At 60.3% G+C, this 20,702-nt stretch carries 19 protein-coding genes; 9 read left to right on the forward strand and 10 right to left on the reverse strand.

The features are described from left to right. Positions 1-11 precede the first annotated feature (11 nt). The 4 genes from AB5164_RS00085 to AB5164_RS00100 all read left to right on the forward strand — a co-directional run bounded on the left by AB5164_RS00085 (position 12) and on the right by AB5164_RS00100 (position 3,568). A complete protein-coding gene (locus AB5164_RS00085) occupies positions 12-353 on the forward strand; it encodes an arsenate reductase family protein (RefSeq protein WP_055252194.1) in 342 nt (113 codons plus the stop codon). A gap of 86 nt (positions 354-439) precedes the next feature. Further along, the gene (locus tag AB5164_RS00090; protein WP_117797701.1) at positions 440-1,570 is read left to right on the forward strand and encodes a GTP-binding protein; all 1,131 of its coding nucleotides are present in this window, start codon (positions 440-442) and stop codon (positions 1,568-1,570) included. Between the two features lie 101 nt (positions 1,571-1,671). Next, positions 1,672-2,271: a tRNA (cytidine(34)-2'-O)-methyltransferase gene (locus tag AB5164_RS00095; protein WP_368142753.1), complete on the forward strand. Its 600-nt coding sequence runs from the start codon at positions 1,672-1,674 to the stop codon at positions 2,269-2,271. A gap of 436 nt (positions 2,272-2,707) precedes the next feature. Beyond that, on the forward strand, positions 2,708-3,568 hold the full coding sequence (locus tag AB5164_RS00100) for a DUF8462 domain-containing protein (protein ID WP_368147705.1): 861 nt from the start codon (positions 2,708-2,710) through the stop codon (positions 3,566-3,568). A gap of 41 nt (positions 3,569-3,609) precedes the next feature. On the opposite strand, the gene AB5164_RS00105 is transcribed toward AB5164_RS00100, so the two are convergent. From AB5164_RS00105 to AB5164_RS00120, 4 genes are all read right to left on the reverse strand, one after another. Continuing rightward, complete coding sequence (locus AB5164_RS00105; RefSeq protein WP_438265599.1) at positions 3,610-6,123, reverse strand: excinuclease ABC subunit UvrA; 2,514 nt, start codon at positions 6,121-6,123, stop codon at positions 3,610-3,612. Next, positions 6,116-7,234, reverse strand: coding sequence for a DUF8462 domain-containing protein (locus AB5164_RS00110; RefSeq protein ID WP_368142756.1), 1,119 nt, complete (start codon positions 7,232-7,234; stop codon positions 6,116-6,118). Before AB5164_RS00110 ends, AB5164_RS00105 begins: the two co-directional genes overlap by 8 nt. A 164-nt stretch (positions 7,235-7,398) precedes the next feature. After that, positions 7,399-9,399 carry a GTP-binding protein gene (locus tag AB5164_RS00115; RefSeq protein WP_368147706.1) on the reverse strand — a complete coding sequence of 667 codons (2,001 nt, stop codon included), beginning with the start codon at positions 9,397-9,399 and terminating at the stop codon, positions 7,399-7,401. 254 nt (positions 9,400-9,653) lie between these two features. Continuing rightward, on the reverse strand, positions 9,654-10,142 hold the full coding sequence (locus AB5164_RS00120; RefSeq protein WP_368142664.1) for a GNAT family N-acetyltransferase: 489 nt from the start codon (positions 10,140-10,142) through the stop codon (positions 9,654-9,656). A gap of 77 nt (positions 10,143-10,219) precedes the next feature. Between AB5164_RS00120 and AB5164_RS00125 the strand changes: the two genes are divergently transcribed. Then, the gene (locus AB5164_RS00125; RefSeq protein ID WP_368142665.1) at positions 10,220-10,516 is read left to right on the forward strand and encodes a hypothetical protein; all 297 of its coding nucleotides are present in this window, start codon (positions 10,220-10,222) and stop codon (positions 10,514-10,516) included. A gap of 48 nt (positions 10,517-10,564) precedes the next feature. Here AB5164_RS00125 and AB5164_RS00130 read toward each other — a convergent pair whose 3' ends face one another. Beyond that, positions 10,565-11,269 carry a class I SAM-dependent methyltransferase gene (locus tag AB5164_RS00130; RefSeq protein WP_368142666.1) on the reverse strand — a complete coding sequence of 235 codons (705 nt, stop codon included), beginning with the start codon at positions 11,267-11,269 and terminating at the stop codon, positions 10,565-10,567. A gap of 436 nt (positions 11,270-11,705) precedes the next feature. Between AB5164_RS00130 and AB5164_RS00135 the strand changes: the two genes are divergently transcribed. Beyond that, the gene (locus tag AB5164_RS00135) at positions 11,706-12,107 is read left to right on the forward strand and encodes a hypothetical protein (protein ID WP_368142667.1); all 402 of its coding nucleotides are present in this window, start codon (positions 11,706-11,708) and stop codon (positions 12,105-12,107) included. Between the two features lie 128 nt (positions 12,108-12,235). Here the strand turns inward: AB5164_RS00135 and AB5164_RS00140 are convergent, their stop codons facing one another. Continuing rightward, on the reverse strand, positions 12,236-13,048 hold the full coding sequence (locus AB5164_RS00140; protein ID WP_368142668.1) for a putative RNA methyltransferase: 813 nt from the start codon (positions 13,046-13,048) through the stop codon (positions 12,236-12,238). A gap of 178 nt (positions 13,049-13,226) precedes the next feature. Between AB5164_RS00140 and AB5164_RS00145 the strand changes: the two genes are divergently transcribed. Further along, positions 13,227-14,609 (forward strand): MATE family efflux transporter, encoded by a 1,383-nt coding sequence (locus tag AB5164_RS00145; RefSeq protein WP_215673313.1) that lies wholly within the window; start codon positions 13,227-13,229, stop codon positions 14,607-14,609. A 27-nt stretch (positions 14,610-14,636) separates the two neighbouring features. Here the strand turns inward: AB5164_RS00145 and AB5164_RS00150 are convergent, their stop codons facing one another. Beyond that, the gene (locus AB5164_RS00150; RefSeq protein ID WP_368142669.1) at positions 14,637-15,503 is read right to left on the reverse strand and encodes a LysR family transcriptional regulator; all 867 of its coding nucleotides are present in this window, start codon (positions 15,501-15,503) and stop codon (positions 14,637-14,639) included. 158 nt (positions 15,504-15,661) lie between these two features. Between AB5164_RS00150 and AB5164_RS00155 the strand changes: the two genes are divergently transcribed. After that, positions 15,662-16,564, forward strand: coding sequence for a DMT family transporter (locus AB5164_RS00155; protein ID WP_368142670.1), 903 nt, complete (start codon positions 15,662-15,664; stop codon positions 16,562-16,564). An 88-nt stretch (positions 16,565-16,652) separates the two neighbouring features. Then, positions 16,653-17,378, forward strand: a complete 726-nt coding sequence (locus tag AB5164_RS00160; protein ID WP_368142671.1) for a uracil-DNA glycosylase — start codon at positions 16,653-16,655, stop codon at positions 17,376-17,378. 50 nt (positions 17,379-17,428) lie between these two features. Here AB5164_RS00160 and AB5164_RS00165 read toward each other — a convergent pair whose 3' ends face one another. The 3 genes from AB5164_RS00165 to AB5164_RS00175 all read right to left on the reverse strand — a co-directional run bounded on the left by AB5164_RS00165 (position 17,429) and on the right by AB5164_RS00175 (position 20,611). Next, entirely contained in the window at positions 17,429-18,109 is a 681-nt protein-coding gene (locus AB5164_RS00165; RefSeq protein WP_368142672.1) for an SDR family NAD(P)-dependent oxidoreductase, read from the reverse strand. Positions 18,110-18,118: 9 nt separating this feature from the next. Beyond that, the gene (locus tag AB5164_RS00170) at positions 18,119-18,841 is read right to left on the reverse strand and encodes a VUT family protein (protein ID WP_022093974.1); all 723 of its coding nucleotides are present in this window, start codon (positions 18,839-18,841) and stop codon (positions 18,119-18,121) included. A gap of 156 nt (positions 18,842-18,997) precedes the next feature. Beyond that, the gene (locus tag AB5164_RS00175) at positions 18,998-20,611 is read right to left on the reverse strand and encodes a peptide chain release factor 3 (protein WP_368142673.1); all 1,614 of its coding nucleotides are present in this window, start codon (positions 20,609-20,611) and stop codon (positions 18,998-19,000) included. Between the last annotated feature and the right edge of the window lie 91 nt (positions 20,612-20,702).

Below are 20,702 nucleotides of genomic sequence, written 5' to 3' on the forward strand. Positions count from 1 at the left end.
GGAACAAATACATGAACGTGCAAATTTTTGGCACCAAAAAGTCTTTCGATACCAAAAAGGCTCAGCGTTATTTTAAGGAGCGTCGCATTAAGGTGCAGTTTATTGACCTTAAGGAAAAGGAGATGAGCAAGGGCGAGCTCACGAGCGTGATGCAGGCGGTCGGCGGCATCGACAAGCTGCTCAACCCCAAGGCTAAGGACGAGGAGACGCTCGCGCTCATCCAGCACCTCACCCCTAGCCAGCGCTTCGACAAGCTGCTCGAGAATCAGCAGGTTCTAGCCGAGCCCATCGTTCGCAACGGCAAAAAGGCCACCGTCGGTTATTGCCCCGATGTGTGGGGAGCCTGGGAGTAGCCTGTGTTATTTGCCGACGCGTGGGTATAAGAGCAGGCGTTTGGCATAAGATTTAACTGTAAGCCATGTCTAACAAAGGAGGGCACATGCCCAACAAACCCGTGAAGATCATCATGCTTACCGGATACCTCGGTGCCGGCAAGACCACGCTGCTCAACCACATCCTCGCTAACGACGGCGGCATCCGCGCCGCCGTTATCGTCAACGATATCGGCGAGATCAACGTCGACGCCAGCCTTATCGCCGACGGCGGCCTTTCCGAGACCGACGACCTCATCCCGCTCACCAACGGCTGCATCTGCTGCACGCTTTCGGACGACCTTGCTAACCAGCTGCAGGGCATCGCCGATTCGGGCAACTTCGATTACATCATCATCGAGGCATCGGGTATTTGCGAGCCTATCCCCATCGCCTACACCATCTCGAGCTTCTGCGACGAGGCCAAGGTGGGCGGCGAGCCCAAGCTCGCGCTCGACAACATCGTGGCCGTGGTCGACTGTGCCCGCATGTACGACGAGTTCAACGGCGGTCGCGACCTGCTGGCTGAGGATATCGACGAGGACGACATCGAGAGCCTGCTCATCCAGCAGATCGAGTTCTGCTCCACGCTGATCCTCAACAAGACCGATACCGTGACGCCCGAACAGATCGCCGAGCTCAAGGCCATCGTGCGCAGCCTGCAGAAAGACGCCGTGATCGTCGAGGCCCAAAACGGCGAGGTCCCCATGGAGGAGCTGCTCGACACCGACCGCTTCGACTTTATGCGCGCCTACAACTCCGCCGCCTGGATCGAGGCCATGGAGCATCCCGAGGAGCACGACGACCCCGAGGTGCTCGAGTACGACATCGAGACCTTTGTGTACTCGCGCCGCAAGCCGTTTGACCTGCAGAAGTTCACCGATTTTGTTGAGCAGGAGTGGCCCGACGAGGTCATTCGCGTCAAGGGCCCGCTGTGGCAGACCGGCGATCCGGACATGTGTTACATGTTTGAGCAGGCCGGCCACCAGATGCGCCTGATGGAGAACGGCTTGTTCGTTGACTCGGCGCCCGAGGGCGAGAAGCAGAAGATCATCGACGAGAACCCCGAGATCATGCAGATTTGGGACGACGAGACGGGCGACCGCATGACGAGCCTGTGCATCATCGGCCGTCACATGGACAAGGACGCGCTCATCGCCTCCCTCGATGCCTGCCTGACCGACTGGCACCGCGCCTAGGTTTATCCAAGCGGGCATTTGTCCGCCTACGTAACCGCCAAACCACCACGAAGGTGCCTGTCCCCTTCGTGGTGGTTTTTCGTTCTGAGCCAAGGAGACTCATGTTCAACATTGTGCTGTATGCGCCCGAGATTCCGGCCAATACGGGCAATATCGGTCGCACCTGCGTGGTCACCGGCGCCCGCCTGCATCTGGTGGAGCCGCTGGGGTTTTCACTCGACGACAAGACGGTGCGTCGCGCCGGCCTGGGCTACTGGCAAAACTTGGACGTGTCAACCTATGCCGGATGGGAGGATTTCCTTGCGCGCAACGGCCTCTCCCCCGCCGACGAGCGCCTGCATCTGCTGACCAAAAAGGCACGCCGCACCCATGCGCAGAGTACCTACCGCGATGGCGACTATTTGGTCTTTGGCAGCGAGAGCTCGGGCATTCCCGAGCCACTGCTTGCCGCGGCGCCCGAGCGTTGCGAGCGCATCCCGATGCTGCGCGATTGCGACTCACTCGATAACGCCGAGGCTTGGGAAGCTCACGAGGAATCGCTGGGGCATACCGAGGACAGCCACGAGGCCATTCTTCAGCAGGATATCTGCGGCAACTTCGTCAACCCGGACGACTACCGCATCAGCGCCCTCAACCTCTCCAACAGCGCCGCCATCGTCCTCTACGAAGCCCTGCGCCAAACAGGCTTTCCGGGAATGTGACAAACCTGCCATTAGGGGACGGGGTAGAAATGGCAGATTTTTAAACCCTCTAGCTCTTGACAAGCTGGTTTTGGCATCAATGTGACAAAGGGACTGTCGCTTTGTCACATTGATGCTCTAAATAACGAACCATTGCTTTTAATCAGAATTAACTAAAGTAAAATGAAGTTAAACGGCGGTGTGAAAGGAGAACCTTGTGAAATATCTCGAGAACCCGTTTACCCCCAGTTTCGGTGAGGTTCCTGCCCATCTCGCTGGCAGACAACAGATTATTCGGGATTTGGACCGTGCCTTCTTGAGCCAGCGTAGGCGCCCAGAATTGACCTCGATCTTCTCAGGCGCGCGTGGAACCGGTAAAACCGCTCTCATGTCGTCGCTCGCGACAAGGGCGGAATCCCACGGCTGGATAGCCGTAAAGACGACCGCGCTCCCGGGAATGCTTGAGGAAATCGAGTTCGGGGCGAAACGTGCTGCCGGCCATCTTATCGACCCGTCTAAGAACTTCGAAGTCACCGGTCTCGGAATTGCACCGCTCGGCAGCATTGAGGTCAATCGCGTTCACGATGCCTCAACCTGGCGCTATCGCATGAGCGACATCATCGACCAGCTCAACGAGGCGGGCACCGGTCTGCTCGTCACGGTTGACGAGGTGGACCCGACACTCGACGAGATGATTCAGCTCGCAGCGACGTATCAGCACTTTGTGACCGATGGAAAACGCGTCGCCCTGCTCATGGCGGGACTTCCCAACAACGTATCGACGTTGCTGAACCACAAGACGGTCTCGTTCCTTCGCCGCGCCCAACAATATCATCTGGGTCGCATTGCCGACTATGACGTACGCGAGGCCTTGATTCGCACGATCCAGGAAAACGATCGCCTGGCAGATGCCGAGGGAATCGATAGAGCCGTTCGCTCGATCTCTGGTTTTCCCTTCCTATTGCAACTCGTAGGCTACCGTGCCTGGGATCTCACAAGCGATTCGAAGGAAATCTCGTCGCGCGACTTTGACCTGGGAATCAAAATCGCGCGCGACGAGATGGACGACCGAATCCTCGCGGCAACCTATCGGGAACTCACTGCAGAGGACAAGCGATTCCTCATCGCCATGCTCGATGACGAGGAAGAGTCCACCACCGCTGACCTTGTCGAGCGCCTTAAGCGTTCGCCACAGCAGGTCTCCCGCTACCGACGCCGCATGATAGATGCCGGCATCATCGGGGAACGAGGACGAGGGCTCGTCGCATTTGAATTGCCATTCTTCCGCGACTATCTCGCGGCTCAATGCGTGAAATAGGCATCAATGAGGCAAGGGGGGCTGTCCCTTTGCCTCATTGTCTATAGGTAGCGACCGGTGATGCTTGCGGGGCAGGCCGCGATGTCGCTCGGCGTGCCGGCGCAGACGATTTGCCCGCCCGCATCGCCACCGCCCGGGCCCATGTCGATCACGTAATCGGCGTTACGGATAAGGTCGAGATCGTGTTCGATCACGATAACTGTGGCACCCTTGGCAACGAGACCATCGAACACACTCAACAACACTTGAACATCGAGCGGATGCAGGCCGATCGTGGGCTCGTCGAACACAAATACGGCATCGTCCTGCACGCGGCCCATCTCGCTCGCGAGCTTAAGGCGTTGTGCCTCGCCGCCCGAGAGCGCCGGCGTGGGCTCACCGAGCGTGAGATAGCCCAAGCCCAGGTCGTGCAAGGTCTGCAAGCGCGTCTGAACTTTCTTGAGCCCCACCGTGGCGTCGATGGCCTCGTCCACGCTCATGTCCATGAGCCGTGGCAACGTAAGCAGACTCCCGTCCTTGCCCTCGCGATGGATATGCGATGCGGCCTCGGCGTAGCGCGAACCACGGCATGCCGGGCAGACGATCTCGACGTCGGGCAAAAACTGCACGTCGAGCGATATCGAGCCCGTGCCGTCACACGTAGGGCAGCGCAAGGCGCCGGTGTTGTAGCTAAAGGCACCCGCCTTGTAGCCGGCCGCCTTGGCTTCGGGCGTACGGGCGAAGGCGCGACGCAGCTCATCATGGATGTCGGCATAGGTCGCCACCGTCGAGCGCACGTTAGCGCCGATGGGCGTAGCGTCAATCAGGTTTGCGCGGGCAATACCCTCGGCATCGACCCAACGCACGTGCTCCGGCAGGCGCCCACCAGCTGCCTGCGCCTTAAGCGCCGGAATGAGCGTCTCGAGTACCAACGTCGTCTTACCCGAACCCGAAACACCCGTAACCGCGACCAAGCGACCGCGCGGGATATCGACTTCGAGCGGCTTGACGGTATGGATGGTATCGGTCGCCATGCGGATGTGGCCCCGGTCGAACATTTCGTCGTCAGTCACCTGTGGGCGCAAACGCTTGGGCTCGGCGCGCAAAAACGGCGCGATGCGACTGCCCTGCGATTGTTCGACCTCGTCTACCGTACCAGCGGCGATCACGTTGCCACCGCCCGCTCCGGCAACGGGGCCCATCTCGACCAGATAGTCGGCTTCCGCCAGTACGCGCGTATCGTGGTCGACAACGACCACGGTGTTGCCGTCATCCACCAGATCGCGCATCACGCCCACCAAGCCGTCGACATTGGCGGGATGCAAGCCGATTGAAGGTTCGTCCAGCACATAAAGCACACCCGTCGACCGGTTACGCACCACGCGAGCAAGCTGCACGCGCTGGCGCTCACCCGTGGAGAGCGTGGCACCGGCGCGATCGAGTGAAAGGTAATCGAGACCCAGGTCGACCAGACGACGGGCCGCGCTCAAAAACGAATCGCAGATATCCGTCGCCATGGGCCGCATCTCGACCGGCAAGGATGAGGGCACCCCGCGCACCCACTCGACCGCATCACCAAGCGTCATGGCCGCGGCCTGTGCCAGATTGATACCGCGCACCTGAGGCTGGCGCGCAGCCTCGGAGAGACGCGTGCCGCCGCAATCGCGGCATGCTCCCTCGCGCAAAAAGCGTGCAACGCGTTTGAGGCCCTTGTCGTCCTTAACCTTGGCGAGCGCATTCTCGACGGTATAGACGGCGTTGTAATAGGTAAAGTCGAGCGGCGTGGCGCCCTCGCCGTTTTTGGGAACGTAGAGAATGTGTTTCTTAACCGCCGGGCCGTGGAACACGATATCGCGCTCTTGAGGCGTGAGCTGGCTAAACGGCACGTCGGTGCGTACGCCCATCTCGCCGGCGACCTGCTTCATCAAATCCCACATGAGCGTACCCCAGGGAAGCACCGCGCCCTCGTTGATAGTCTTTGACTCGTCGGGCACCAGGCTCGCTTCGTCCACCTCGCGCATGACACCGGTGCCGCCACAAGTGGGACACGCACCGCCGCTATTGAAAGCCAAATCCTCGGCACTCGGCGCGTAGAACTCGCGGCCGCATGTCGGACACGTGAGTGACAGGCCCGCAGCCACGTTAAGGCTCGGCTCCACGCGTGCCCCGCAATGTGGGCACACGTGATGGGCGCAACGGCTAAAGAGCAGACGCAGGCTATTGTTGAGCTCGGTCATGGTGCCAAAAGTGGAACGCACGCCCGGCACGCTCGGACGCTGGTGCAGTGCGAGCGCCGCCGGTACGTGCAAGACCTCATCCACCTGGGCATGTTCGGCCTGCGTCAGACGACGGCGAGTATAGGTGCTGAGCGCCTCCAGGTAACGGCGCGAGCCCTCGGCATAAAGAACCCCCAGCGCCAGCGAACTCTTGCCCGAACCCGACACGCCGGCAATGCCCACGAGCTTTCCCAGCGGAATATCAATATCGATGTCCTTGAGGTTATGGACGCGCGCGCCACGCACCTCGATAGCCTGCGGGCTCATCTTCTGTTCCGTCACCTTTATCACCCTACTCATGCCATAAAACTCGATCGCGAATGTACGCGCCCAGCATGGGCACGGTAAACCGGACGAGGCCGTATCCAGCAGCCTCGATGACGCGCTCGCGAATCAGGCTTGCGCGATATTTACTCGCCCAGCTCTGGGTGCGATCGCAACGCTCAATGATATCCGCCATGCGCGTCGGTTTACCCTCGTCAGCAGCCATGGCCTCGATAAAGAGGCGTTGTGGACTGCGCAGCCCGTAATACAGAGGCGCGTCAACCGCTTCGTAGAACTCGGAGACGGCATCGGCGTAGCCAGCCTCGACATCGCACACTTCAATGACCTGAGAGCCATGCCGGACAGCAGCCCGCCACATGTAATATCCCACCAGCTGAACCATATAGGGATGCCCCATGCTCTTGCGTGCCGCAAGGTCCGCCGTCTCCGCGTCAACGTAAAGACCAGCGTCTTTGACCGTCTGGATATACGAATCGCGCACCTTGGGCAAAGATATCGCCCCCAGCGTACGCTGCTGGGCACGCCGCAAAAACGTCACGCTCGGCTCTTCGAGCAAGTCATCAACCATACTGGGCAATCCAGCGAACACCAGCGCAAGACCGCGCTGATCGCTATCGGGCAATCCCGTAGCATCCTGATCTCCGAGCACTTGCTGATAGAGAACGGCGAGAGCCGCCAGTTCCTCGATAGACGCCGATTGCGCCTCGTCAATCGCAAACAGTATGCCCTTGGCTGGACCGAGCTTCTTGAGGCGCTCGTTGACCAGCCCTCGTAACGTTTCACCCTTTGCTCGCGCCGCCTCGACCGACATCCGGCCAAACGACGGAAAGAACTCCATTGACGTCACAACGGGTTTATTCGAGCGAAGCGCATCGGCCAGGCGGTCGCATAAGCCAAGCGAAGCGGAATCGGAGATAACCGCCCATCCACGCTCGCTGGCTAGACGTTGCAGCTCCCGCAGGAGAACCGTTTTGCCACAGCCGCGGTTTCCCGTAATGAGCATGAGCCTTCCGGGGGCACCGGCGCCGTTATCGAGCCCTTCCTCACAATCCTCGATGACCGACTCTCGACCGATGAGCATCGGAGGCCGCTTGCCTGCCGTTGGCTTAAAGGGATTTGGATTCATGTCGGCCTCCTCAGATCGGTAAACCCTGGTAACAGTTATACCAACTTATACCGAGTTATACCATCAGCAGGTGACAAAGGGACTGTCCCTCTTGCAGCGTCGGCGCCAAAATCAATTAGTCAAGGATCAGAGGGTTCAAAAATCTACCATTTCTACCCCGTCCCCTAATGGCAGAAGAAGGTGGGGTCGGCGGGGCGATAGGAGCGGAAGGTGGCGGGATCGACCTTTACGTGAGCTGCGGCGGGTACGTCGTACCATTTGACCGTGTAGCCGGCGCCGTGAGAACAAAAGACCGAGTCGGGCGTGTTGGGCAGATCGGCCTCGGGCTCATAGGCGGCCGTCTCGATGACGCGCTCGGCATCATGGCAAGCCGCATAACCGGCGAACTCCAGGTACAGATGACCGCGGCCGCTTGTGTAGGCAGCTACCTCCAGGGCATAGTCCTGCACCTCGGATGCCGGCACGCGACCCACAAGCTTCGCCCGGTCCCCCGCCATCGTCGGCGGCTCGTACTCGGCACCCATGCGCGTGGCATCTGAAAGCGCCCGACCCACGCACTCCCCCGGCGCCTCGAGCTCAAAGTGGTACCACGGCTCCAACAGCACCGCCGCGCCGGCCTCACGCGCCTGCATGAGCCCCTGGCGAATCGCGCGGTACGTGGCCTGGCGAAAATCGCCGCCCTCGGTGTGCTTGGCATGCGCACGGCCGCCCGTGAGCGTAATGCGCACATCGGTGATGGGCGAGCCGGTCAGCACGCCCAGGTGATCGCGCTCCATGGCGTTGGTGAGTGCCAAACGCTGCCAGTTAAGATCGAGCTCATCGGTCGAGGTCACGGTGCCAAACTGCACGCCCGAACCCGCTGGCAACGGCTCCAGACGCAGATGCACCTCGGCATAGTGGCGCAGTGGCTCAAAGTGGCCCACGCCCTCGACCGGCTGCGAAATAGTCTCCTTATAGAGAATGCCGCCAGACTCAAACGCAACCGAAAGGCCAAAGCGATCGGCCAACACCCGCTGCACGACCTCGAGCTGCACCGCCCCCATAAGCTGCAGATGTATTTGTTCAAGATGCGTGTTCCAGCTTACGCCGAGCATGGGGTCTTCGTCTGCCAGCTCAGTCAACGCTTTGAATACCACATGGACGTCGTGTTCGCCCGGAAGCACCGTATAGGTGAGGACCGGCGCAATGACAGGCGCATCGCCCGCGGGCTCCGCGCCCAGGGCGTCCCCCGGGCGAACGTGCGCAAGACCCGTCACGGCGCAAATACCGCCAGCAGCAACTTCTTGGGCAAGCTCATACTTCTCGCCGTTATAGATGCGTACCTGGTCGATCTTTTGCTCCCATGCCTCGGCACCGGAACGTCCGGCAATCATCTGCTTGGCATGCAGCGTGCCGCCGGTCACCTTAACCCATGCCAAGCGCTCGCCGCGATCCCCGCGGCTGACACGATAGACGCGCGCGGCAAACTCCGGGAGCCACGCCTGTTCACGCATCAGCGCGCATATACCATCCAACAGCTCGTCCACGCCTTGGTCCTTGAGCGCCGAGCCGGCAAAGCAGGGAAAGAGCTTGCGCTCGGCAACCATGCGCGACAGCGTTGCGACAGAAAGCTCACCCGCATCAAGAAACTCCTCGAGCGCCGACTCGTCCAACGCAGCAGCGTCCTCCTGAACGGCGCCGCCCGCCAGCAGTTCGCTGGCGTCTAGGCAGCCCTCGGAAAGACGCTGCCCAAGTTGTGCCAGCAAAACATCGCGGCCGGGATTCTCCAAATCGATTTTGTTGATATAGATGAACGTCGGGATGTCATAGCGCGCGAGCAGGCGCCACAGGGTTTCGGTGTGCCCCTGCACGCCATCGTTGGCACCCACGACCAAAATCGCATAGTCGAGCGCGCGCAGCGTGCGCTCCGCCTCGGCCGAAAAATCGACGTGGCCGGGCGCATCCACAAGCATGACGTGGGTATCGCCGTGGTCGAGCACGGCCTGCGACGAGAAAATCGTAATGCCACGCTCGCGCTCGATCTCGTTCGTATCCAGATGCGAATCGCCATCGTCAACGCGGCCGCGCTTGCGAATGCGACCCGCGTTAAACAGCATGGCCTCGGCCAGCGTGGTCTTACCGGCATCGACATGCGCCAAGATTCCAACGACCGCTTGCTTCGACATGGCTCTCCTCTTATTACAAGCCCATCGCACGCGGCAACGGGCACTCACGCTCCACACTGGATGATACAATTTACGGGCCGGCGGGCGAAGCGGGCCCTATCCCCCGACCGAGCTCATCGCCCCGCGTTGCCGCGCGGCGATTTTCGTAGGTTCGCGCCTTGCGAAAGCCGGCTTGCAAAACAGCGCAGCGAACGAAAATGGCCCCACCCGGAGCCATTTTCGTCCGCGCGAATTGTTGATACGCGCCCTCGCTCTTATGCCTCGCGCAGCCAGTCAAACGCAACACGCGGTGTGCCGTCCGACACGTACACGATACCGGCACGCTTAAACCCGGCCTTGGTGATTGCGCCCTGCATGGGCAGGTTGTCCTGATGCGTGTCGATACGCAGATGGTCGATGCGTTCCTTGGCAAAGGCAAACATCGCAGCCGCGACACCATGCGTGGTGCCGTCGGATGCCACGCGGTGCAGCACAGCGTACGGAGTGTCGCTACGCCACTGGCCACCCTCGACCACATCGTAGGAACTGTCCGGCCCCGGCAGGAAGGCAAACGTCGCCACCACGCGACCGTCGACTTCGCACACATAGCTGCCACCGGCGGCGATATCGGCAGCCAGCTGCTCGGCCGAAGGCGTGCCCTCGGGCCACTGCGTGGCATTGCCGTGTGCGCGCATAAAAGCGCGGGCAACGTCGTAGATAGCCATGACGGCGGGAATGTCGGTATCGAGGGTTTTTCTGATCATCACGCGGCGACCTCACGTTTATTGGTATCACTTTGGTTGAGCAATGATACCAGCGTTTGGAGAGGGGCACGAAGCAGATGGGGAGCAAAAAGCGAGCCGCCTGGTCAAAGGCAAAAAGCGAGTTTTTGGGCACTGCCACCGGCGGCGATATGAGCGACCTGTTTGCGCGCGAAGACGAGCGCCGCGACGCCCTGGACGCCGAGCGCGATGAGGCCTGGCGCTACAAGTCGTGCGAGCGCAAAAACCGTTACGACACGCGCGCTGAGGCCGAGGCTGTTATGGCCGACTGCGAAAACCGCGGGCGGCGTGGTTTGGCCTGCTACAAATGCGAATACTGCGGTGGATGGCACCTGACGTCGCACCCTTGGAAATAGGCACTGCATCGGCACAGCATTGACGGAGTGTCAGCCATCGTACGCAAGCTACGGACGCGGCGGCACCAAAACATCGTAACGAACGGCCTTGCCCGCAAGCTGATAGCTCGGCTTAACGCCGGCAAGCAGCGGCCCCTTCACCGGCCGCTTGATAACAACCTTGCGCGGGTGCACCGCGAGCGCAGCTTCGACCAGTGTTTCCTCATCGGCACACGGCTGCTCCAAATGGTGCAAGAGTTGGAACTTCTTTTTGACCGCCGCGCTTTTGGTGCGCCCGGGAAACATGGGGTCCAGATACACCACGTCGGGAGCCGCGAGCTCGTCCTGCTCGATCAGCCCAGCTGTATGGCGAAGGCCGGCAATGCTGTCCTCGCCCGCATGAAGGCGCATGCGAGCCACGGCAGCCGCAAGCACCTGATCATCCGCCGCGCGATCCAAGGCATCCTTGAGGAGCGCCGCGATCACGCAATCCTGCTCATACAGATCGACGGTAAAGCCCGCGGCCGCCAACAGCAGCGAATCCTCGCCAAAGCCTGCCGTGGCATCAATCGCCCATGGGCTCTCGATGCCTTTTGTGCGCGCAGCCTTTACCAGCAGCTCTTGCTGCAGACGGCCTTGCTTGAGTCGTGGCAGCATGCGGGCAAAATCGGCTCGCAGCTCCATCGAGCCGTCGGTGAGCGTGAGGCCCTCGGGCTTCCCGGTCAGCTCAAGCCCCGCGGCCCGAGCAACAGAAAAGGGATCGACGACGCCCATGGACACTCCTTAATAAACAAACGAATACGCGGGGCGCCGTTTATGCCAGCACCCAACCGTCCGCTATTGTCCCACATGCGACATGGCCCACAGCATCCCAATGCAAAGCACCGCCATCAACCCCGTGCACACGGCAGCGATCACAGAATCGCTCATGCGCCTTCCCAGCGACCGCGGCTCTCGTACTTGCTCTGCTCCGTACATCATGACTCCTCCTTGAGACCAGCTCCTTGTTACGGCCTCATCATCGCAGCGCCGCACATGAGCTGCCATCGATTTGGCTTACGTCCAGCTTTCCTTTTTGAAAGGTTGGATCGTACAGGCAAGAGACGCTTTCAAACGCATGCATCGTCCCGTTGAACTACAATGTGCTTCACGATATGTGCCGTAACCTGGGCGCGACAGATTCTCCGCGCCCGCATCGAAAGGACCAGCTATGAGCGCTGCTCGCAAGACACTCAAAATCCTTGCCCTGATTTATTTTGTTCTGGGCATCGCCAGCCTCGTCATCGGAATTGCCGGCATTGTTACCGGCAATTTTGGATCCGCTTACGGATCGAACGCCACACTCGCCGCTGTTGTGGTGATTGTTAAGGGCCTCGTCGACCTTGCCGCAGGCGTCGCCGGTATCAAGGGCGCCAACAAGCCTTCGCAGGTAGACGGCGCATTTAAGCTCGGTATCGTTGCCGCGGCAGCCACGCTCCTCCAAGCCGTGCTCACGCTTCCCGCACTCGGCGGCAGCTCCGTCAATATCGTCGCCTTTGTCATCGTGGTCTACGACCTGTTCTTTGTTCAGCAGGCACACGCCGTTAAGGCCGAGAACAAGGACCGCCTGTAAGCGCCCGCTTCTCATAACCTCTGTTGCAACCAAGCAACTAAAAAGGGCCGATCGCGCATCTCCGCGGTCGGCCCTTTGCGTTTGCCCAGATAAAACCTGCCAAAACAAACCTGTCCCTTTTTGGCAGGTTAGTGACGGTACTCGGCGATGATGAAGTCGATGTCAGTCTGAAGGGTATCGAGGCTTGCCAGGCGCTCTTTGTCGGCGGGGCGCGTGCGGTAGTAGTAGGGCGTCATCTGAAACACTGCCTCGATGTCGGCCTGCGTCTGAAGCGTAATATTCGCAGATACCCGCTGCGTTCCGACTAACTCGAGCTCGGTGGTCTTCGGCAGCTTCTCATCGTTAAGGTACGGCGTGTCGTAGAGCACCTCCTTGAGCCCAAACAGATGGCGTGCACCTGGCACGACGGTGTAGAGCGAGCCCTCGGGCGCCAGCACGCGAGAAAACTCACGCTCGTTAAAGGGAGCAAAGAGTTCGGTCACCATATCGAAGGCGCCATCGGCCACGGGGATGTCCTTCATGTTGGCCACGAAATAGGTCGCATCGCCGCGCTTGGCGGCCAGGCGCACCATCTCTTTGCCCAGGTCGAAACCGTAAGCATCCACGCCCGGCACCGCGCCCATGGCGCTGGTGTAGTAGCCCTCACCGCAGCAAATATCGAGCAGCGTCATGGGGCCTTTCGTAGACGCGGCGCGCTCAGACACCTGCTTGCGCACCTGCTCAACCATCGCATCGCGCAACGGCGCGTAGTATCCACGGTTCAGAAAGTCACGACGACTGCGTGCCTGCGACTTGGGATCGCCCATGGAGTCGCCGCTCTTGGACGAGCGCAGCAGATATAGATAGCCCTCGCGAGCACGGTCAAACCGGTGTCCGCCCGCGCATGCAGCACCGCGCTCATTGTCCACCAAAGGCTCATGGCAAACGGGACACAACAACATGGCAACTCCTTAGCGCGAACAACACAACGCCCACCATTGTCGCACGCCTTCCCCACCTAGTCATTGGGGACGTTCTTAAATGACTAGTCGTTTAAGAACGTCCCCAATGACTAGTCGATTAGGAGTATCATCATCTGCGCAAATAAGCACGAAAGAGCATATTAGAGATTGAGAGCGTATGGCTGACACCGTATCTAAGCACATTGACATGACCACCGGCTCGCTGTGGCGCAATATTCCCCTGTTCGCCTTCCCCGTGGCCGCCACGAGCATCTTGGAGCAGCTGTCGAACCTCATCGCCACGGTCATCATCGGTAACTTCTCGGGCGACCAGGGAACCCTCGCCATGGCGGCGGTCGGCTCCAATGTTCCGCTTACCAGCCTTATGCTCAACCTGTTTATTGGCATGTCGCTTGGCTCCAACGTGGTCATCGCCAACGCTATCGGCCGCAACGATCAGAACATGGTCAAACGCGCCGTCCATACCTCGATTTTAATGGCGCTCGTGGGCTTTGTCGTCATCGCGCTGGGCGAGATCTTTGCCGAGCCCATGCTCGCCGCGCTCAACGTTCCCGCCGAAACCATGCCGCTCGCTTCGCTCTACCTGCGCGTCTTTTTGCTCAGCATGCCCTCAATCTTGCTTTACAACTTTGAGGCCGCGATCTTCCGCTCCGTCGGCATCACCCGCATGCCGCTGCAGGCGCTTGCCGTGTCCACCGTCCTCAACATTGGCCTGGACCTCATCTTTGTCCCTGTACTCCACTGGGGCGTCGCGGGCGTCGCCATCGCCACCGCCATCGCTTACACCGTCAGCGCCGCTACGCTCTTTATCCGCCTACTCAAGACCGACTCCGTCGTCCGTGTCACCCCGCGCGACTTGGCTATCGACCCCGTCGCCCTCAAGCGCATCGTTAAGATCGGCCTGCCCGCCGGCATCCAGAGCGCTGTCTTTGCCGTCGCCAACATCATCATCCAGTCTGCCATCAACAGCCTGGGCACCGAGGTCATGGCGGCATCGAGCGCCGCCATGAGCCTGGAGTACGTGTGCTACAACCTGCTCAACAGCTTTAGCCAGGCTTGCACCACCTTTGTGGGACAAAACCACGGTGCCCGCCAGATCGACCGCTGCACCAAGACGCTCAAGGTCTGCCTAGTCGAAGGCGGTATCGTCGCGCTCACCACAATTATCGTTATTGTCGGCCTGGGGCGCGAGATTTTGTCGCTGTTCAACAGCGATCCCAACATCGTCTCAATCGGCTATATCCGCGTGTGCTCAATCTTCCCGGCGTACGCCTTTAGCATGTTCTACGAAAACATGTCAGGCTACCTGCGCGGCTTTGGTATCTCGCTCACGCCCGCCCTCATCACCATGATCTGCGTCTGCGGCATCCGCTTCTATTGGGTGTTCTGCGTGTTCCCGCACTTCCGCACCTTTGCGAACATCATGATGGTCTACCCCATCAGCCTGGGCACCACGGCGTTCTTTATGGTCGTGGCGGTGCTACTCTGCCACCCGGCACGCACCTATCGCGCCACCCAAGCCAAAGCGACAGCCCGCTAAACACCGCACTCAACGCCACACCAGCCATTAATTGACAACATGCGAGCTCATATAGTCGATAAAGCGCCTCGTGGCGATGGGCATGGTGTCCCAGCTGCGCCAGGCGGCCACCACGTCGCGCGAGGGGGCATGCACGATGGGACGTACGCGAATATCGGCCCGCATGCCCTCCACAGTACGGCGGTAGAGCATGCTCACGCCTAGGCCCTCCTCCACCATCGCCATGATGGTGTAGTCGTCGGTTACCTCGCTCGTCACGTGTGGCGACAGTCCATGCGCCGCAAATGCATCGAGCACCAGGCTCTGTTCGCCCTCATCCAGCAGCACAAACGGCTCGGACGCCAGATCGGCGAGCGTCACCTTTTCCTTTGCCGCCAGCGGATGCGCGGCCGGCAACAATGCCACCAACTCGTCGTGATAGACGACGCGCTTCTCGAGCCCAGCGGTAAATCCGCGTGCCGTAAAACAAAAATCAACCACGCCATCGTGCACCCATTGAGCGTTGCGCGTGTAATCGCCCTGCTTGAGGGTGAAGCGTACGCCCGGGTGCAGCGCACCAAAATCGCGGATCACGCGCGGCAGCACGGTACGACTCACGTTGGTAAACGTCGCGATGCGAATATCTGTCGACGAAAGCCCCAGCAGCTCCTGGCGCTTGCCCTCGAGCTCGGCCTCGGCGGTCACAATCTGGCGCAGGTACGGCAGATACTGCTTGCCGTCGCGCGTAAGCGAGACGCCCTGCTTTCCGCGCTCGATAAGCGTGGTGCCCAGCTCACGCTCGAGCGCCTTGACGGCCTGGCTCACCGCACTTTGCGTATAGCCCAGCTCGTCCGCCGCACGTTTCAGACTGCCGCGATCGACCACCATACAAACAATCTGATACCGCGATGCCATCGTACCTCCACGTCAATGCAGCCGTAAAACGTTTTGCCAGGGCTTTTTCTGTCAACATTAGTTTTTCTTAATCGTACTGAAGATACATTCGCTTTACTACATCCACATCTGGGAGCAGAATCCTTTTTACGAAACCGTTCTGTAACAAAAGGAGTCCCATGGATCGCAAAAAAGCAATCGCGCTCTCATTTTCCGTTCCCGTCGCATGGGGCTTTTCGTATCCCCTCATGAAGATCGGCATGAACAGCATGAACGCCACGAGCATCGTCGCGTTACGCTGCATCATCGCCTTTGTGGCCTGCCTGCTGCTCTTCCACAAGCGCGCTTTCCGCATCAACCGCGACCTTATGGTCCGCGCCGCCATCATCGGCGCCATTATGGCAACCGAGCTCACCTGCATGTGCCTGGGCTCCAGCCTCACCTCTGCCTCCACTGCCGGCTTTTTGCAGAGCCTGACGGTCGTGATCGTGCCGTTTGCCAACGCAGCTCTGCTGCGTCGCGCCCCCGAGCGCAAGGTGCTCATCGGCACGGCTATCGTCACCTGCGGCATGCTGCTGCTCTCGGGCGCCGACTTTACCAGCCTGAATCCCGGCGCAATCATCATGCTGCTCTCGGCCTTTATCTATGCCAGCCACATTATCGTGGCCAAGCGCTTTGTCGAAGAAGTCGATCCGCTGGCTCTGGGCGTTTGGCAGCTAGGCTTTGGCGGTTTGTTCTCGGGCGTCGCGGCATTCACCTTTGGCGGCTTCACGCTTCCCAGCACGCCGGGCGAAATCGTGGTCGTCGTCGCGCTCGCACTCATCTGCTCTGCCTACGGCTTTATCACCCAGACGCTCGTGCAGCCCCACGTGCCTGCCGAGACCACCGGTTTCGCCTTCTCGCTCGAGCCGGTATGCTCCGCCGTCTTTTCGTTCTTCCTGGTCGGCGAGGTCCTGAGCCCCATCGCCTTCTTTGGCGCCGCCCTCATCCTCACCGGCGTCATGGTAGCAACCGTCGAGCTTCCGCGCCTTCGCGCGCATGGACAGGCTCGCATGGCAGGAGCGCCCGAGCACGTCTCTTAGACCCCGCTCTTCATACAGCCGTGGCATAAAGGCAACCGGTGCGCCTTTACAATAGATGCCAGCAGAGCATCTGACGTAAAGGAGCCCCATGGACGCCGCGACCCGCGACCGCAACATAGCAACTTGGTTGGGCGATGCGCCACAGCCGGTACGTGACACTACGAACCAGCTGCTCGAGCGCATCGCCCTTTTGCGTGCCGAGCAGACTATCTACCCGGCACAAGACGACATCCTCAATGCCCTCGCCTACACACCGGCCGACCAGGTCAAAGTTGTCATCTTGGGTCAGGACCCCTATCACGGACCCAACCAGGCCATGGGGCTGTCGTTCTCGGTCCCCGCGACGCAAACCAAGTTGCCGCCGAGCCTGCGCAACATCTATAAGGAACTCAAAGCCGATCTGGGTTGTCCCATTCCCGCCACGGGAGATCTAACACCATGGGCACAACAGGGCGTCCTGCTCCTCAACACTACGCTCACCGTGCGCGAGCATGCCGCGAACTCGCACGCCAAACTGGGCTGGAGCACGCTCACCGACTACGTTATCGAACGCTGCTGTCAGCTGCCCCAGCCGGTAGTCTTTTTGGCATGGGGCCGCTTTGCTCAGCAGATGGTCGAAGGCAAGCTCGTCGCAACTGGTGCGGGCGAGGCAACCGGCAAGTTCTGCCTGGCCTCCACGCACCCCTCGCCGCTTTCGGCCAACCGCGCCACGGCAGAACTCCCCGCCTTTATGGGGTCGCGTCCCTTCTCGGCAGCCAATCGGCTACTCGAGCAGCACGACTCGACCCCCGTCAACTGGACTTGCCTCGGCTAACAATCGATACATCAAAAACGCGCCCGACAGCTTTCCATCGGGCGCGTTTCCTATTCGGGCCAAATAAATTGTGTGCGGCCGGCCTCGCCGCCATCGATCAACAGACTCTGTCCGGTCATAAACCGGTTGGTCACGCCCACAAAGTAGATCCACTCAGCGATCTCTCGAGCGGTAGCCCAGCGTTTAAGCGGCGTGAGCTCCATAATCTGGTTCCACAGGTGCTCGTCTTCCATCACGCAACGGTTGAGCGGCGTGATAACGCCGCCCGGGTCCACACTGTTGGCGATGGCCTGCGGCGCCAGGCGGTTTGCAAGGTTCTTGGTGTAGGCGATAACGCCGCCCTTGCTGGCAGCATAGGCGGGAAACTCCGATCCCGTATGCCCGCTCGCCGACCCCACATTGACCACGGATTCGATAGCCGGCGCCGGCTTGGCGGCAAGCCCCTCCCCCACAAAGGCATAGCGCTCGGTCACGTTGATGGTGCCACACAGGTTGGCGGCGATATCGTCGGCCGAATCCTGCGTACCGGCAACGTTTACGATTACCTGTGGTTCAAGGTCGTCTGGAAACGAGTCCGGCTCGCGAACATCAACAATCAGATGGCGGTAGCGCTCGTGTTCGATCGCCGCCGGCAGCAGATCAAAGCCCACGACCTCGTGGCCCTCGTCCAAAAAGCGCTGCACGCATGCGGCTCCGATACCGCCCGAAGCACCCGTGATCAAAACCCGCATACTTGCTCCTTAGGCGGTTGCGTGGCGCTCGAGGTACTCGGAGCCCACATTCTCGCGCTCCCAGCCGCGCACGACCTTGTAGCCCACGGGGCTTAGGAAGACCTCGCACAGCAGCTCGGCGACAGCGCCCGTCAGCGAGCACATAAGGACTTGCACCCAGGTCCAGCCGAAGAACGTGTGGCTCACCACAATGGCAAAGACCAAGTTGTCGATAAACTGGCCAACACCCGTAGACACATAGGAGCGGAAGGCAAAGCTCGCAAAGTTATTCTTTTTGAGCATACGGCCAAGCGACTGGTTGAGCGTGGAGTTAACCACGGCAGAAACGAGCATGGCAAGCGACGAGCCAAGCACCACGTACCAGGTGCCACCGATGGTGGCGTTAAGGGCGGTGTTGACCTCGATCATGCCCGTGTCGTAGTAGGCGCCCCACATGCCGGGCGTGAGCGAACATGCCCAAAAGCACAGGCTCACGGCGAGGTTGACCAGCAGCGCGAGGATAGAGATTTTGATGGATGCCTTGGCGCCAAAGCGCTTGCAAATCATGTCCTGGCACAAAAACGAAACCCAGCTCACCACAAAGCCGCAATCGAGTGCCAGATACGGCAGGCTGATGAGCTCCTTGTTGGCCAGCAGGTTCATCATGATGACGCTCACGAAAAACAGCGAAACCGTTGCCGCGGGAATGCTCCGCAGCAGGACCTTGTAGTCCTCCATGACCTTCTTGATCATTATGTACTCCTTTGGTTTTAGGTTTAACGAGCAGGATATCGGACCCGAACTGCTCGGACGTCTCGGTCTTGAGACGACGGTGGGTATGATAGCCGCTCGCGCGGCATCAGGCAAGCGAACGGCGCGGCAGCTCCGCAGGGCCACCGCGCCGATGCGTTAAAAGGCCACGTTGCCAAACTCCGACAGGATCAGGTTGGGGTTGTGGTCGGTTGCCCAATCCACGTTCCACGGGCTCGTGAACAGCAGCAGCTTACCGCCGCGCATGTCCTCGACGCGCAGCGTGTCGCGCGTGAGCGAAAGAGCCGGGATATCGATGGTGTCGGGGTCGTTCTGGATCCAGCGGATGTCCGTATAGGGCAGCGGCTGGCGACGAACCTCAACACGGTACTCGGCCTTGAGACGGCGCTCGAGCACCTCAAACTGCAGCACGCCGACCACGCCCACGATGACGCTCTCCATGCCGGCACCCAGCTCGCGGAAGATTTGGATGGCGCCCTCCTGGGCAAGCTCCTCCATACCCTTGACGAACTGCTTGCGCTTGAGCGTGTCGACCTGCGTAATGCGAGCGAACATCTCGGGGGCAAACGTCGGGATCTGTGGATACTGCACGTGGCGCTTGCCGGAGCACACAGTGTCGCCGATGCTAAAGATACCCGGATCGAACAGGCCCACGATATCGCCCGCGTACGCCTCGTCCACGATGGCGCGATCGTCGGCCATCATCGACGTGCCCGTGGCAAGCTTAAGCTTGCGGTTGCCCTGCACGTGGAAGGCATCCATGCCGCGCTCGAACTTACCCGAGCAAATGCGCACAAAGGCGATGCGGTCACGGTGGTTCTTATCCATATTGGCCTGGATCTTAAACACAAAGCCGCTAAAGTCGTCGCGGCAGGGATCGACCGGTTCGCTGGTGAGCGTATCGGTATAGGCGCGCGGCGTCGGGGCCAGGCGCAGGAACTCCTTGAGGAAGGGCTCCACGCCAAAGTTGGTGAGCGCCGAGCCAAAGAACGCCGGGCTCAGCTTGCCGCAGGCCACGGCATCCAAGTCGAGCTCATCGCCGGCGCCATCGAGCAGCTCGATGTCGTCCATCAGGTTCTTATGGTTCTCTTCGCCAATAAGCTCGTCCATGGCGGGGTCGCCCAGCTCGGCCTCGACCTCGGCGACCTTTTTGGTGGCGTTGGCGTGGCCGTCGCCCTCAAAGGCGATAACGCGACGAGTCTGACGATCGAACACGCCGCGGAAGTTGCGACCGCTGCCGATCGGCCAGTTCATGGGATACGTATTGATACCCAGGACGTTCTCGATCTCTTCCATGAGCTCAAACGGATCGCGAGCCTCGTGGTCGAGCTTGTTCACAAAGGTGAAGATGGGAATGTGGCGCAGCGTGCAGACCTTAAAGAGCTTTTTGGTCTGGGCCTCGACGCCCTTGGCGCCGTCGATGACCATGACCGCGGCGTCGGCGGCCATAAGGGTACGGTAGGTATCCTCCGAGAAGTCCTGGTGGCCGGGGGTATCGAGGATGTTGACGCAGGCGCCGTTGTAGGTGAACTGCAGGACCGAGGAGGTAACGGAGATACCGCGCTCCTTCTCGATGTCCATCCAGTCCGAGACGGCATGCTTGGCCGAGCTCTTGCCCTTGACCGAGCCGGCGGTCTGAATGCTGCCGGTATAGAGCAGCAGCTTCTCGGTAAGTGTGGTCTTACCGGCGTCCGGGTGGCTGATGATCGCGAATGTGCGGCGCGACGAGATTTCATCCGACAGGCTTGCCATGCGGATCCTTTCTTGCATTGAGTGCATTACGTCGTTGTAACCGCACTATTGTAGCCGCGAAATTCCGTTTTAGAGCGCCTATCAGGACAAA

Origin of the sequence: Collinsella aerofaciens, from assembly GCF_040915425.1 — a bacterium.
Classification (GTDB): Bacteria; Actinomycetota; Coriobacteriia; order Coriobacteriales; family Coriobacteriaceae; genus Collinsella; species Collinsella aerofaciens_BW.

What these genes read in the sequence shown, in the direction of transcription:
- AB5164_RS00085 (WP_055252194.1), top strand. Translation starts at nt 12, where the DNA reads ATGAACGTGCAAATTTTTGGCACCAAAAAGTCTTTCGATACCAAAAAG.
- AB5164_RS00090 (WP_117797701.1), top strand. Translation starts at nt 440, where the DNA reads ATGCCCAACAAACCCGTGAAGATCATCATGCTTACCGGATACCTCGGT.
- AB5164_RS00095 (WP_368142753.1), top strand. Translation starts at nt 1,672, where the DNA reads ATGTTCAACATTGTGCTGTATGCGCCCGAGATTCCGGCCAATACGGGC.
- AB5164_RS00100 (WP_368147705.1), top strand. Translation starts at nt 2,708, where the DNA reads ATGCTTGAGGAAATCGAGTTCGGGGCGAAACGTGCTGCCGGCCATCTT.
- AB5164_RS00105 (WP_438265599.1), bottom strand. Translation starts at nt 6,123, where the DNA reads ATGAGTAGGGTGATAAAGGTGACGGAACAGAAGATGAGCCCGCAGGCT.
- AB5164_RS00110 (WP_368142756.1), bottom strand. Translation starts at nt 7,234, where the DNA reads ATGAATCCAAATCCCTTTAAGCCAACGGCAGGCAAGCGGCCTCCGATG.
- AB5164_RS00115 (WP_368147706.1), bottom strand. Translation starts at nt 9,399, where the DNA reads ATGTCGAAGCAAGCGGTCGTTGGAATCTTGGCGCATGTCGATGCCGGT.
- AB5164_RS00120 (WP_368142664.1), bottom strand. Translation starts at nt 10,142, where the DNA reads ATGATCAGAAAAACCCTCGATACCGACATTCCCGCCGTCATGGCTATC.
- AB5164_RS00125 (WP_368142665.1), top strand. Translation starts at nt 10,220, where the DNA reads ATGGGGAGCAAAAAGCGAGCCGCCTGGTCAAAGGCAAAAAGCGAGTTT.
- AB5164_RS00130 (WP_368142666.1), bottom strand. Translation starts at nt 11,269, where the DNA reads ATGGGCGTCGTCGATCCCTTTTCTGTTGCTCGGGCCGCGGGGCTTGAG.
- AB5164_RS00135 (WP_368142667.1), top strand. Translation starts at nt 11,706, where the DNA reads ATGAGCGCTGCTCGCAAGACACTCAAAATCCTTGCCCTGATTTATTTT.
- AB5164_RS00140 (WP_368142668.1), bottom strand. Translation starts at nt 13,048, where the DNA reads ATGTTGTTGTGTCCCGTTTGCCATGAGCCTTTGGTGGACAATGAGCGC.
- AB5164_RS00145 (WP_215673313.1), top strand. Translation starts at nt 13,227, where the DNA reads ATGGCTGACACCGTATCTAAGCACATTGACATGACCACCGGCTCGCTG.
- AB5164_RS00150 (WP_368142669.1), bottom strand. Translation starts at nt 15,503, where the DNA reads ATGGCATCGCGGTATCAGATTGTTTGTATGGTGGTCGATCGCGGCAGT.
- AB5164_RS00155 (WP_368142670.1), top strand. Translation starts at nt 15,662, where the DNA reads ATGGATCGCAAAAAAGCAATCGCGCTCTCATTTTCCGTTCCCGTCGCA.
- AB5164_RS00160 (WP_368142671.1), top strand. Translation starts at nt 16,653, where the DNA reads ATGGACGCCGCGACCCGCGACCGCAACATAGCAACTTGGTTGGGCGAT.
- AB5164_RS00165 (WP_368142672.1), bottom strand. Translation starts at nt 18,109, where the DNA reads ATGCGGGTTTTGATCACGGGTGCTTCGGGCGGTATCGGAGCCGCATGC.
- AB5164_RS00170 (WP_022093974.1), bottom strand. Translation starts at nt 18,841, where the DNA reads ATGATCAAGAAGGTCATGGAGGACTACAAGGTCCTGCTGCGGAGCATT.
- AB5164_RS00175 (WP_368142673.1), bottom strand. Translation starts at nt 20,611, where the DNA reads ATGGCAAGCCTGTCGGATGAAATCTCGTCGCGCCGCACATTCGCGATC.